This window comes from Dyadobacter sp. CY326, assembly GCF_021390515.1.
Lineage (GTDB): Bacteria > Bacteroidota > Bacteroidia > Cytophagales > Spirosomataceae > Dyadobacter.
The window spans coordinates 110,399-123,623 of the sequence record NZ_JAJUXI010000009.1 but is presented as its reverse complement, the minus strand read 5'-3'; the positions used below and the strand labels follow the sequence as shown (position 1 = coordinate 123,623).

Genomic DNA, 13,225 nt, shown 5'->3' with positions numbered 1-13,225 from the left:
AAATGCGGGATCGGTTCGTTACCAGTTACAATGTTATAAAATAAACGATTTTAATATGAAAAGTAAAATCCTCCTGTTATGCACGGTTCTGTTTAGCATTATAATCAGTCCGGCCGTAATGGCTCAAGACGATGAATATTACCGGCCAGACTCATTGAAAAAAGAAAAGCCGGAAGAAGTTGACCGTCCGCCCGTTGAAAAAAGTGATGTTGCAGAAAAGAGAAACGACGTAGAATTCAAAGACAAACCGGCAATTGACCGACTGCGGCTTGGCGGAAGCTTTGGATTGAGCCTTGGAACAGTCACAAACATCAACTTATCGCCCATGGCAGGTTATGAACTGACGGAAAAACTGGTTGGCGGAGTTGGGGTCACTGGGATGTATTTTAGATATAAATATTACGATATCAATACCATATATTACGGAGGACGCGCATTTTTAATGTATTCCGTTGTGCCGGTCGTTAATATCATTGCGGAAGTCGAAGCGCTCAATGTGGAAGGATCTTATCAGAAGCGGCAATGGCTGACTTCTCCGCTGGTTGGCGCTTCTTATTCACAGCCCACTGGCGGCCGATTTATCAAAGCGGTCCATTTCACGGCTTTGTTTAATTTGAATTACAATAATCAAATTGATCAATATAGCGGGCAAAACCTTTCACCTTACGGCAGCCCATTTGTTTTCAGAGTAACATTCCTGTAAGATTTGTTTTATACAATATATTAATGAACCACTGTGTAACGGCAGTGGTTTGATTTTTTACCACCAATAAAAAGCACGCTACATGCTGCTTTCATTTACTAACTGATATTATGGAAAATCCCGTTTTGATTTTTGGTGCCGGCGACTTAGGCGTTCAGGCATTGGATATATTTAAAAGAAACAATGTGCTCGTTTATGGTCTTTTGGATGATCATAAGGAGCTTCATGGCAAAGAGTTTGGCGATGTAAGTGTTCTAGGAAACACGGATGACGCTGGCTTTTTGAGCATCTTGGGCAGTAAATGCGAAGCTTTTGTGGCTATTGGGGAGCGTTCGGTTCGCGAGAGATTGGTGGAAACACTGACAGAAGAATACAAATCAATGCCGATTAATGCGGTCCACGACAGTGCATTGATTTCCGAAATGGCCACGATCGGACATGGCAACCTGATCGGCGCCAGAGTAACCGTTGGAGCAAAGTCAAAAATCGGGCATCATTGCCTGGTGCAAACTGCCGCCGTTGTGGATACATGGGCGCAAGTCGGCGATTATGTGACGATTGGAGCAGGTGCCATTGTTAATGACAGGGCTAAAATCGGCGATGGCGTATTCATCGGTTCAGGTGCAATTATCGTGGCTGGGATCGAGATAGGCAAGAATGCGCGGATTGGCGCGGGATCTGTTGTGGTTGAAAATGTGCCTGCAAAAGCCACTTATTTTGGCAATCCGGCACGTAAGATCTGACGCCAATAAAAATCCCCCATAGTTTTTTTATTAAATCGAAAGACATTACCTTTGCAGTCCTTTTGACAGAAAAAGTGAAAGAGCTAAGTAAATACAACATAGACATTTACGGTTTGGAAGACAAACAATATGCCTATGAAATGGAGTCGGGAGATGTATTTTTCCAAGAATTGGAACAGGATCTGATCGAGTACGGCCATTTTAAAACGCGTGTTGTGCTGAACAAATCGGCGACCATGATCCAGCTAAATTTCCACACAGTAGGAAGCGTAACGCTAACCTGTGACCGGAGCCTGGAACCATTTGAGGAGCCCATTGATTCCAACGAACGCATTATATTAAAGTTCGGGGACCACAATGAAGAGCTTACCGAGGAGATAGAAATTATCGATCGGAATACGACAAGAATTAACGTAGCGCGTTACCTATTTGATTTCATAGCGCTTTCGCTTCCATTCAAAAAGATCCATCCGGATTTGAGAGATGAGGAAGAAGAAATAGATCCATTGGATGAAGCAGACGGCATTTTGGTTTACTCATCAGAAACCGCCGAAGGTGAAGAAATTGAACAAGAAGAAAAAATAGACCCACGCTGGGAAGCCCTGAAAAAGCTAAAAGGCGAAGAGTAACGAGGCCAATGACCGTTGGTTTAAACCATCGGAAAGGACTAAAGGAAACGATAAGGAAGGAAAAAATAACCGTCGGTTGAAACCGCCGGAAAGAATAAAAACCAATGACCGTTGGTTTCAACCGACGGATAAAAACAACAAATAAACAATAGAAATAAAGCAGCATGGCACATCCTAAGCGGAGACACTCCACAAGCCGTCGCGATTCGCGCAGAGCACATGATTTCCTTACTGGAAAACAATTAGGCACTGATTCCTCAACAGGAGAAATTCACCAATTCCACCGTGCGCACGTTCACGAAGGAAACTTGGTTTACAGAGGCAAAGTTGTAGTTGAAAACTATAGCAAAACAGTTTAGTTTCAGTCGATGAGTATACCGATTTCGCAGCAGCCGTATAAAAGTTGTTGCGAAATTCTTTTTTACTACGGCACAACTGCTAAATTTACACCTTCGATTTCTTACTTATTAGTCTAAAATAACAGCGTGTAAATGAAAATTGCGGTAGATGCTATGGGGGGAGATTTGGCTCCACAGGCAATTGTTGAAGGGGTAATTCAAGCCTCTTCTGAGCTACCATCCGAGGCGAGAATCGTTTTAATTGGCCGTGAAAGTGCAATTTGGGACATTTTTAACCAACACAATTTCACTCCTACTAATATTGACGTCGTTCACGCAGAAGATGTTATTGAGATGGGGGAACATCCAACCAAAGCCCTTTCTCAAAAACCCAATTCCAGCATTGGAATAGGGTTCAAGCTTCTGAAAGAAAAAGAAGTAGACATATTCTGCAGTGCGGGTAACACAGGAGCAATGCACGTCGGAGCGCTGTTTAGCATTAAGGCGATCGAAGGAATATTAAGACCAGCCATTGCAGGATTTGTGCCACAGGTTGACGGCGGCTATTCTATTATGCTGGACATTGGCGCCAACGCCGATTGCAAGCCAGAAGTGCTTGCACAATTTGGAGAGATAGGCTCTCTTTTTGCTCAATATACTTTTCAAATTGACAAGCCTCGCGTGGCCCTGATGAACATCGGGGAAGAGGAACAGAAAGGTTCTCTTACGTCACAGGCAACCTATCCCCTGCTCAAACAAAATAAGCGAATTAACTTTATAGGAAATATTGAAGGTAAAGATCTCTTTACTAACAAAGCGGATGTAATTGTTACAGACGGCTTTACAGGCAATGTTTTATTCAAATTGGGCGAGTCGCTATATGAAATTTCAAAAACAAGGGGTTTCAGCGATGAATTTATAGATAAGACCAACTACGAATCCATTGGCGGAAGCTCTATAATTGGTGTTAATGGAAACGTCATGATCGCGCATGGAATTTCGTCTCCGTTGGCAATAAAAAATATGATCGGCTGGGCTTATAAACAGGTTAAGTCAAAAGCATATTTGCATATAGCGCAAGCATTAAGCTGATTTCTAAATGCTGACAACGACGAGATGAATAAACTGATATTGTCTTTTTTTACAAAACCTATTCGGATTTTGAATAGTTATATTTTATCATGACCCACATAAGAGCCTCTATAACAGGAATACAAGGGTATGTGCCTGATTATATTTTGACAAATGCCGAGCTGGAAACAATGGTTGCGACAAATGACGAGTGGATCGTTAGCCGCACCGGCATCAAAGAAAGGCATATCCTCAAAGGCGAAGGTTTAGGGAGTTCTCATATGGGTGCCGAAGCTGTTAAGGGATTGTTGGCCAAAACAAACACGCTTCCCAGCGAAATTGACCTGCTGATCTGCGCCACCACAACGCCCGACTTTGTTTTCCCATGCACCGCCAATTTAATTTGTGATATGGTGGGCATTAAAAACGTTGGAAGCTTTGATATTCAGGCTGCTTGTTCAGGATTTGTTTACGCGCTTACGCTTGGCTCTCAGTTTATTGAGACTGGAAAATATAAAAAAATCGTCATTGTCGGCGCTGATAAAATGTCCGCAATTGTCGATTATACGGATCGGAAAACTTGCATTCTATTTGGTGACGGAGCCGGCGCTGTGTTGCTTGAACCGGACACGGAAGGAAACGGGATCATTGATTCCATTATAAAATCAGACGGATCGGGTTATCCTTATTTGCATCAAAAAGGAGGTGGCAGTCGCTATCCGCCTACACATGAGACGGTTGACCAGAGATTACACCATGTTTATCAGGATGGTTCTCAGGTTTTTAAATTTGCCGTGACCAATATGGCTGATATTTCTGCCGAAATAATGGTGAAAAATGGCCTTTCGGGTGACGATGTTGCCTGGCTGGTTCCCCATCAGGCGAATAGAAGAATTATAGAAGCAACTGCAAACCGAATGGGCGTGGGAATGAATAAAGTGATGGTTAATATCCAGAAATATGGAAATACGACCTCCGCAACCATTCCATTGTGTCTTTGGGATTATGAATCGCAATTAAAAAAGGGCGACAATCTCGTTTTAGCTGCTTTTGGCGGCGGATTTACGTGGGGCTCCATTTATTTGAAATGGGCTTACGGAGAATAAAATATCAATACTAATTTTGGATTAAAATGGCAACTACCGCAGATTTGCGTAACGGATTAGTGATTCACTACAATCATGATCTATTTCAGGTGATTGAATTTCAGCATGTTAAGCCCGGAAAAGGCAATGCGTTCGTGCGTACTAAACTGAAAAGCCTTACATCAGGTAAAGTTTTAGACAACACATTCTCTTCTGGTGCGGGCATCACGCCTGTTCGTGTGGAAAGACATAAATTTCAGTTCTTATATAAGGACGAGGTTGGCTACAATTTCATGAATGCCGAAACATTTGACCAGGTTTTGATTGATGAGAAACTGGTTACGAATGCGGACTTGATGAAAGAAGGACAGGAAGTTGAAATTTTGATTAATACAGAAACGGACGCAGCGTTGCTTTGCGAATTGCCTCCTTTCGTAGAGCTTGTGGTAACTTACTCCGAGCCTGGCTTGAAAGGTGACACTGCCAACTCACCTAAGAAAGCAATCGAAGTTGAAACCGGCGCAAGGATCATGGTTCCTTTGTTCATTGAAGAAGGCCAGAAGATCAAAGTAGACACGCGCACTTACGACTACGTAGAAAGAGTAAAATCATAGCTCGACGATCACCCCACAGTTTAATCTTGACTAAATGGAAACCAAAGAAATTCAAAAATTGATTGACTTCATTGCCCAATCGGGACTGGATGAAGTGAATATTGAAACAACAGATTTGAAAATTAAAGTGAAGCGTTATGGTTCCGCCCCAACGGCATCATTGTCTTCATCACCCGCTGCTCCCGCACCGAGTTATGCGCCTGCAACGCCAACTACGGCTGTAACGCATTCCGCGCCAACTGAGCCAACGGTTTCCTCACCAACTTCTCCTTCAAACTTAATAACCATCAAGTCGCCAATGATTGGCACTTTCTACCGCGCTTCCAGCCCGGAAACTCCTGCTTTTGCGAATATAGGGGATGAAATTAATCCGGGAAAAGTGGTTTGTGTAATTGAAGCAATGAAACTTTTCAATGAAATCGAATCAGAGATTTCAGGAAAAATTGTGAAAGTTCTGGTTGAAAACGCAACTCCGGTTGAATTTGACCAACCTTTATTCCTAGTTGAGCCTGTATAAGGCAATGACCGATCTGTAAAACTTATTAGATTTCATGTTTAAAAAGATACTCATTGCTAACCGTGGCGAAATAGCCTTGCGTGTTATCAGGACTTGTCGTGAAATGGGCATTAAAACGGTTGCTGTGTATTCCACAGCGGACCGGGACAGCTTGCACGTTCGGTTTGCGGACGAGGCCGTTTGCATTGGCCCGCCGCCGAGCCGTCTATCTTACCTAAGTATTCAAAATATCATTTCAGCCGCCGAAGTTACCGGTGCTGACGCCATTCACCCTGGATATGGGTTTTTGTCTGAAAACGCTGAATTTTCTCAAATATGTGCCGATTATGGCATTAAATTTATTGGTGCAACTGCCGCTCAGATCAACGGAATGGGCGACAAGGCAACTGCCAAAGCAACGATGATCACTGCCGGCGTGCCGGTTGTGCCGGGCTCCGAAGGCTTGCTTGAATCGGTTGAACACGGTAAAATGCTTGCAGAAGGCATTGGTTATCCTGTTATTGTTAAGGCAACTGCTGGTGGCGGTGGCCGCGGAATGCGGATCATCAACAAGCCCGAAGAATTCGAAAAAGCGTGGAATGATGCGCGCACAGAATCTGCTGCTGCATTTGGAAATGACGGTTTATATCTTGAAAAATTTGTAGAAGAGCCACGTCACATTGAAATCCAAATCATTGGAGATCAGTTTGGTAAAGTTTGCCACTTATCAGAGCGCGATTGCTCCATCCAGCGTCGTCACCAAAAACTGGTTGAAGAAACTCCTTCCCCAATTATTACTGACGAATTGCGCGAAAGAATGGGAGCTGCCGCTATCAAAGGCGCACAGGCCATTGGTTACGAAGGCGCGGGAACAATTGAGTTTCTTGTCGACAAACACGGCGAGTTTTTCTTCATGGAAATGAACACCCGTATCCAGGTTGAGCATCCGATCACAGAAGAAGTGACTGATTTTGATCTGATTAAGGAGCAAATTAAGGTGGCAGCTGGCGAGCCTATTTCTGGTGTTAATTACACCCCAAAGCTGTTTGCAATGGAGTGCCGCATCAATGCAGAAGATCCAGCGAATAATTTCAGACCAGCTCCTGGCAAGATTACGAACCTGCATTTCCCTGGTGGCCACGGCGTTCGCATTGATAGCCATGTTTACAGCGGATACACCATTCCACCAAATTACGATTCCATGATTGCCAAGCTCATCGTGAGCGGACAGTCACGTGAAGAAGTAATTACTCGAATGAAGCGTGCATTGCAGGAATTCGTGATCGAAGGAATCAAGACAACCATTCCTTTCCACATCAAGTTAATGGACGATCCAGGCTTCAAATCCGGAAATTTCACAACAAAATATCTGGAAACTTTTGACTTCTCGACGCTTTAAGCGGAGACAATATTGAAAGGAAATGGCTGCCAGTTTCGCACTGGCAGCCATTTTTTTGTTTAGACTTACAACAACTAGTGAATCATCGCCAGCATTTTCTTCGTAGCGTCAAGTCCCTCCTTGATGGTCCTGACAGACGGCGTGCCGTGGTAATAACCTGCCAAGTGCAAAGTATCATAGGCTTCATTCAAGTAAGAAAGCAGCGTTTTGTTATGCTTCCGCAACCTGTTACGATAGTCCTCAATACTTTTTGGCTTAACAAACTTTTCTCCTTCCTTTTTGCTGAGATATTGATCAACAATCATTAACGCTGCATTGTAGGCGGTGCCGGAAGCCATTTGAACATATTTAATGTCCTTGTATTCACTCCCTTCCTTTTGTGCCTTTGTACTCAAAATCTCCCTAGCATTTGCGAGATATCTGTCAATTTCAGGATAATCCATGTGCGTGTATTTGTTCTTTTACTTTGTTTCTAGCATCTTCCCTAAGATGCTAGAAAGATAACACGTTTTGAAAAAACAAAAAAATAGCCCGACACTGGCCGGCTATTTGTATTTTCGATCAATATTTCAAACAGTCGCCGGCAGCGAATATGGTGCTCGATATTTTCTTGTCAAATATTTATTTGCATCATCATCATTTACAAATTTTTCTGTTTTTGGATCGAAGGTTAATGCTCTTCCGGTTCTGTATGCAATGTTTCCGAGGTGAGCGAGGCCGGATGACAAGTGGGCGGTTTCAACCGGGCCGTTCGCGATTTTTGGATCTTTGGCAATGACCGCGTCAATGAAATTTTTGTAATGATCGCCACCCGCTTTACGCGTCGGACCCGGCTTCTTATCCTTACCCAGAAACGTTTCATAAAAATCGTATCCTTTCACGACCATGTAACCCTCAGACCCGTAAAAGATATTTCCAATTCCAGTGCCACCTTCGTCATTGGTCATCCACGGACGCACTTCAAATTCAATGATCTTTTTTTCCTTTGGATAAACGAATGAAGAGCTTAGCACTTCGGGCGTTTCTTTCGCATCATTCCATAAAAACTTACCTCCCGAAGACGTGATTTTTTCAGGGAAACTATCGACCCCTAGTCCCCACATACACATGTCCGTTTCGTGAATCCCTTGATTGCCAATGTCTCCATTTCCGTAGTTCCAATGCCAGTGCCAGTCATAATGCACATAGTTTTTAGAAAATGGTTTCATTTCGGCTGGGCCAGTCCAAAGGTCATAATTTAATCCCGCGGGAACAGGTTCGGTGCCTCTGTCGCCAATATCGGGACGCCATTTATACACTAAACCTCTTGCCATATAAACGTTTCCAATGAGCCCATCGCGCAAATGCTTTACTGCTTCCTGCAACGCTTCTGAACTTCGCAACTGAACGCCGTGCTGCACTACACGTTTGTATTTGTGCGCCGCTTCGACCAGTTTTCGACCTTCGCTTAGATTGTGCGATCCAGGTTTCTCGACATAAACGTCCTTTCCGGCCTGGCAGGCCCAAATGGCCGCCAAGGCATGCCAGTGATTTGGCGTGGCAATGCTGACGGCGTCAATGGTTTTATCTTCAAAAACCTTACGCAGATCATTTTCAGTCTTTACTTTTTTTCCGGTTTTCTCTTCAAATTCCTTCGCTCTCGTTTGGAGAACATTGTTATCAGGATCACAGAATGTTGCCAACTCCACATTGGCCAAATTGCTAAACCCTTTGATATGGTCTTTTCCACGCCCGTTCAGGCCCAGAACGGCAACTCTTACCCGATCATTTGCTCCGAAAGCATTAGCAGGAATAATGTAAGGAATGGAAAGGGCGACTGCCGCGCTGGCGGAATTTTTGATAAAGTCCCTGCGCGAAACTTCGTTTTCTTTATTCATATTGGGGAAATTTAGGATGTCAGCGAGATGGCGTAGCGCCTTATCAGTGAGACGATTATTTACATTTATTCCCTTAATCACTGATATAGAACAATACTATTATTTTACAATTTTGTACTATCATTAATCACATGAGCTGGATAACTCCGTATGCGCTGACAGTGAGAATGGAGGCGACACTGATCCAGAAGAAAATGTCATACGTTAAGGATGGTTTCAGTGAGGCAGGAAGCTCCTTATAACGGAAAACCAGCGCCACGTAAACGATAAGCAGCAATAAAACGGAAGTTGCAATCCCGCCTAACAGGACCATAGCCACCGGCGATTGAATAAACAAAAATAGAATGCACCACACCGCCGGCAATATCCAGGATAAGATCCCAATGCTTTTGCGTTGTGATTCTGCTGAGTCAAATTTCATCCAACCCAACTGTCCAAAAGCATCGCCCCAAACGCGCGCCCAGCTTGCAGTTGCTGTGAAAAGTGTTGAATAAAGCACAAAAAATGCCCCGACCAGAAACAAGTCTTTCGCCCAGAGGCCAAGCGTTTCAGTGAAAATGCGAGACAAGACTTCGATCATTTCATAACCTTCCGGCACACTGCCTCCGCCGTGTAAAACTGCCGCACCGAGCAAGTAAAACGCCGCAGTGACCACGGTGTAAACGACCATAGACAAAACCGCGTCCAGATACATTACATTAAACCAGCCTTTTGCCCGCTCTGCCCATTCCTTTGTTCCGTCATTTGGGCCCGTGTAAGCCGCGTAACCCTTTTCAATACACCAATAATTGTAATACATAATCTCATCGCCACCCACGCCAGTGATCCCGAATGCGCCGAATGCAATGGCAACCAGACTGCCCGGCAACGAAAATTGAAGTCCTTCCTTCACTTGTTCCCAATGGATTGCATATTGCGTGCCCTGCAACAAGAAAAGTGAAATCAGAATGACTGCCGTGAACAGAATGATCATCACCAAAGAACCCTTTTCAACCGGCCCGTAATGTCCGCGATAAACCAGGAATGAAGTGATTAACACGGACAAAATAGCCCAAACATTCACTGAAACAGATGGCCAAGCCATATTCAGGACAATGGCAACGCCGCCGACAATCCCGCCGACCTGCAATAGTTTCAACCCTTGCAAAGAAAGCCACAGCCAAATGCTCCAATGCGCTTTTCCCAATTTGCGGCCAGGCAATTGATTGAAGTTGTGCATCATGAACGTTCCGGTGTAAATGGCGTTCTTACCAAATTCCAGTTGCAGCGCCACTTTCACCAAACAGCTTACGATAATGACCCAGAAAGTAATAAAACCAGCTTTGGCACCAAGTGCTGTTGTGGCAATAAGTTCACCGGAGCCAACAATGGCAGCTGAAAGTATGAAGCCTGGGCCGAGATATTTGAGCCTTCCTGCGAAGGTGACGGGAGGAGAAAGAATCCTGGTCATTGCACTGCTTTCTTCTGAAAAGCAACGGAATGGCCAGGACTACTTTTAATGCTATTTATTTAAAAACAAATCCAATATTAAAGATTTCCGACTGCCTGATGGATCTGCTTCACCGTGTCTTGGTAATTGTCTTCCCCCGGCAAGCCAAAAAGTGACTTCTCTTTAATGATCTTGGCGACATTCTCAGGCACCAGTTTTTCCCAGCCCGGTTCACCTCTTTTGATTTTTTCAAGCACACTATCAGTCGTAATGTGCATGTGTTCTTTGTTGTAATTCACAATGTCCTCAATTTTATCATTGATGACCAAATATTGAAATAATGGCCTCAAATGATCCGGAACGACGAAATTGGCACAACTGTAAACCGATCCGTCAGGTTGCAAGGTTGGGTAAATGTAAAGCTTGACCTTTCTGCTAAACAGCGTTGCAAAGGATTCCAAAATCCCGCCAGGAAGGAACTCGTAATGTTTTTCTTCAAAAATTTCCTGCAAACTCGGGCTTCCCAGCAGCAATCCTGCTTTTAATTTGGTAAGTCGGGATAGATAAGCGACAAGGCGATAATATTCGTGGTGATTGGAGATCATTACCATGTGCCCCAGCGAACAAAGAATGTCCACGCGATCCAGAAAGTCCTTTTCATCAATGTCGCGGTCGCCGCTTTTGAGGTTATGCAATGTAAGCTCTGAAATGAGCACAACTTTCGATTCATCCACATCCTCTTCGTCCAAAAATTGCTTCTGACCATTGCTGATCAGGTCAATGTGGACATTTGTAATCGGCCTTAACCGACCGCGCATCATCAGAATGTGCTTTTTGTACAATGCTTCCGAAGGCTGTAACACACCGCCGTCGCTTCCAAACAATGCTGCATCGGTAAACCCGTTTTTCACAAGTCTTAAACTCATCAGACGGTTATCCACCTTTGAAAAATCCGGCCCGCTGAAGCGAACCATATCAATTTCAATGCGATCTGTCGTCAAGTCGTCCATGAGCGACAGCAACAGAATTTCGGGCGATTTATAATAGAAAAAACAGCCATACATGAGGTTAACCCCAATAATTCCTAGTGCCTGCTGCTGTAGAATGTTCTCATCATCGCGCATCCGCACGTGGATCACGACGTAATTCGTCGGGCCCATTGGCGTAAGCTGAAACTGCAATCCAATCCAGCCGTGTGACTCATTGGTTTTTTGAAAATTAAGCGCAACAACCGTGTTAGCAAACGCAAAAAACTGACTTACTTCTCCCCTTTTCTCCGAAAGCCGCTTTTCCACAAGATTATATTCCCGGTTAAGCATCTTCATCAGGCGGGATTCTACCACATATCTGCCGCCCTCTTCCGTTCCATATATTGCGTCGCTGAAAGTCATATCGTAAGCAGACATTGTCTTCGCCACTGTCCCCGATGCCCCGCCTGCCTTAAAAAAATAAGCAGCTGTTTCCTGACCTGCCCCAATTTCCGCGAAAGACCCATAAATCCGGTGATCCAGGTTGATCCTCAGCGCTTTTTGTTTTGTACCAAGATTCTTTTCGTACATAACTGTATATTAGTAAGATGAAAAGCTATATGTGTAAATATAAGAAAAATCCAGTTAGCAAGTCATTGCCCTAAACCGACCTCAACTAGTAAAATGGAAAAGTTCTATAATTTGTTCACATACGGAACCCTTATGCAAAATTTTGAGAATCCATTTGCAGAAAGGCTTCGAAGCAATTCCGTATTTGAAGGGAGAGGTTACTTCCCTGGTTTTCTGTATCTGATTTCGTGGTTTCCAGGCGCAATTTACGAACCCGCGACTGACTCAAAAGTGCATGGAGAAATTTACCGGCTGTCTTCCCTGGAAGCCCTTTTAGTAGAACTGGACGATTACGAGGATGTTTTTGAAGATGAAAAATCGAGCTTATATCTGCGGAAAACCATTAGCATTACCAGGGAAAACGATGACACAATTGACTGCTGGGTATATCTTTACAATCAGTCAGTTGCCAACTTGCCATTGATCGCGGATGGACATTTTAGGGGTTAAGCCGATAAACGCTCACCGATAATGCGCAGTCCGTCCAATGTGAGTCTCGGGTCTATTTCTACAAATTCTTCTTCGAGTGTTTCAATAATGGAAGAAAGTCCGCCTGTTGCAACGGCAATGCATTCTCCTCCCAGCTCATCTTTGATTCTTTGCAAAAGCGATTTCACAAGTCCCTCATAACCAAGCAAAATACCTGCTTGAATGGCTTCGGTTGTATTTTTTCCAATGGCTGTTTTCGGCAAAACGAGCGGGACTTCGGGTAATTGCGCTGTGTTGGCAAAAAGCGCTTTGACCGCTGTAAGCAAGCCAGGCACAATGGCCACGCCAAGGATTTTCCTGTCTTTTGAAACCGTTGTAAACGTCAATGCTGTGCCAAAATCCACGACAACACAATTTTGCTGATAACGCGTTATGACCGCCACCGCATTGGCAATCAAATCGGCCCCAATCTCGTGCGGATGGTCGATGGCGATGGAAAGCTCCGGGAAAATGTCTGGCCCAACAACGATGATGTCATCACCAAACATTGACCTCAGCATTCTCTGAATAACGGGCGTCATGGCAGGAACCACGCTGCTCAGCACAACCGTTTCCACATCGCCAAACCATAGTCCGGCTTCCAAAAAATGCAACCGCAGCCTGGACTCATAATGCGACTCATTTTCCTGAACAAGCGACCGCATGCGCCAGATATATTCCCAGTCGCCCGATTGAGAAAGTCCAAAAACTGTGTCCGTATTCCCGACATCAACGGCTAAAAGCATAACAAAAAGTTTACAATTGCTGGCAAATT

The 13,225-nt window shown here is 44.2% G+C and carries 15 protein-coding genes; 10 read left to right on the top strand and 5 right to left on the bottom strand.

Annotated features, from left to right (window positions below):
* The first annotated feature begins 55 nt into the window (after window positions 1-55).
* The 9 genes from LZG73_RS18680 to accC all read left to right on the top strand — a co-directional run bounded on the left by LZG73_RS18680 (window position 56) and on the right by accC (window position 7,078).
* Complete coding sequence (locus tag LZG73_RS18680; RefSeq protein WP_233853396.1) at window positions 56-703, top strand: hypothetical protein; 648 nt, start codon at window positions 56-58, stop codon at window positions 701-703.
* Window positions 704-813: 110 nt separating this feature from the next.
* Window positions 814-1,446, top strand: a complete 633-nt coding sequence (locus tag LZG73_RS18675; protein WP_233853395.1) for an acetyltransferase — start codon at window positions 814-816, stop codon at window positions 1,444-1,446.
* A 74-nt stretch (window positions 1,447-1,520) separates the two neighbouring features.
* Window positions 1,521-2,075 carry a DUF177 domain-containing protein gene (locus tag LZG73_RS18670; protein ID WP_233853394.1) on the top strand — a complete coding sequence of 185 codons (555 nt, stop codon included), beginning with the start codon at window positions 1,521-1,523 and terminating at the stop codon, window positions 2,073-2,075.
* Window positions 2,076-2,239: 164 nt separating this feature from the next.
* Window positions 2,240-2,434 carry a 50S ribosomal protein L32 gene (rpmF, locus tag LZG73_RS18665; RefSeq protein WP_084439466.1) on the top strand — a complete coding sequence of 65 codons (195 nt, stop codon included), beginning with the start codon at window positions 2,240-2,242 and terminating at the stop codon, window positions 2,432-2,434.
* 132 nt (window positions 2,435-2,566) lie between these two features.
* Window positions 2,567-3,505 carry a phosphate acyltransferase PlsX gene (plsX, locus tag LZG73_RS18660; protein WP_233853393.1) on the top strand — a complete coding sequence of 313 codons (939 nt, stop codon included), beginning with the start codon at window positions 2,567-2,569 and terminating at the stop codon, window positions 3,503-3,505.
* 89 nt (window positions 3,506-3,594) lie between these two features.
* Window positions 3,595-4,590 (top strand): beta-ketoacyl-ACP synthase III, encoded by a 996-nt coding sequence (locus tag LZG73_RS18655; RefSeq protein ID WP_233853391.1) that lies wholly within the window; start codon window positions 3,595-3,597, stop codon window positions 4,588-4,590.
* Window positions 4,591-4,616: 26 nt separating this feature from the next.
* Window positions 4,617-5,183 carry an elongation factor P gene (efp, locus tag LZG73_RS18650; protein WP_233853389.1) on the top strand — a complete coding sequence of 189 codons (567 nt, stop codon included), beginning with the start codon at window positions 4,617-4,619 and terminating at the stop codon, window positions 5,181-5,183.
* A gap of 34 nt (window positions 5,184-5,217) precedes the next feature.
* Window positions 5,218-5,700 (top strand): acetyl-CoA carboxylase biotin carboxyl carrier protein, encoded by a 483-nt coding sequence (gene accB, locus LZG73_RS18645; RefSeq protein WP_233853388.1) that lies wholly within the window; start codon window positions 5,218-5,220, stop codon window positions 5,698-5,700.
* A 34-nt stretch (window positions 5,701-5,734) separates the two neighbouring features.
* The gene (gene accC / locus LZG73_RS18640) at window positions 5,735-7,078 is read left to right on the top strand and encodes an acetyl-CoA carboxylase biotin carboxylase subunit (RefSeq protein WP_233853387.1); all 1,344 of its coding nucleotides are present in this window, start codon (window positions 5,735-5,737) and stop codon (window positions 7,076-7,078) included.
* 74 nt (window positions 7,079-7,152) lie between these two features.
* On the opposite strand, the gene LZG73_RS18635 is transcribed toward accC, so the two are convergent.
* The 4 genes from LZG73_RS18635 to LZG73_RS18620 all read right to left on the bottom strand — a co-directional run bounded on the left by LZG73_RS18635 (window position 7,153) and on the right by LZG73_RS18620 (window position 11,943).
* Window positions 7,153-7,521: a DUF5618 family protein gene (locus LZG73_RS18635; protein ID WP_233853386.1), complete on the bottom strand. Its 369-nt coding sequence runs from the start codon at window positions 7,519-7,521 to the stop codon at window positions 7,153-7,155.
* 126 nt (window positions 7,522-7,647) lie between these two features.
* Window positions 7,648-8,955 carry a Gfo/Idh/MocA family protein gene (locus LZG73_RS18630; RefSeq protein WP_233853385.1) on the bottom strand — a complete coding sequence of 436 codons (1,308 nt, stop codon included), beginning with the start codon at window positions 8,953-8,955 and terminating at the stop codon, window positions 7,648-7,650.
* Between the two features lie 127 nt (window positions 8,956-9,082).
* Window positions 9,083-10,405 (bottom strand): Nramp family divalent metal transporter, encoded by a 1,323-nt coding sequence (locus LZG73_RS18625; RefSeq protein WP_233853384.1) that lies wholly within the window; start codon window positions 10,403-10,405, stop codon window positions 9,083-9,085.
* A 77-nt stretch (window positions 10,406-10,482) separates the two neighbouring features.
* Entirely contained in the window at window positions 10,483-11,943 is a 1,461-nt protein-coding gene (locus LZG73_RS18620; RefSeq protein ID WP_233853382.1) for a TonB-dependent receptor, read from the bottom strand.
* Window positions 11,944-12,036: 93 nt separating this feature from the next.
* On the opposite strand from LZG73_RS18620, the gene LZG73_RS18615 reads away from it, so the two are divergent.
* Window positions 12,037-12,432 (top strand): gamma-glutamylcyclotransferase, encoded by a 396-nt coding sequence (locus tag LZG73_RS18615; protein ID WP_233853381.1) that lies wholly within the window; start codon window positions 12,037-12,039, stop codon window positions 12,430-12,432.
* Here LZG73_RS18615 and LZG73_RS18610 read toward each other — a convergent pair.
* A complete protein-coding gene (locus LZG73_RS18610) occupies window positions 12,429-13,196 on the bottom strand; it encodes a type III pantothenate kinase (RefSeq protein ID WP_233853380.1) in 768 nt (255 codons plus the stop codon). The genes LZG73_RS18615 and LZG73_RS18610 overlap by 4 nt on opposite strands.
* Window positions 13,197-13,225 lie beyond the last annotated feature (29 nt).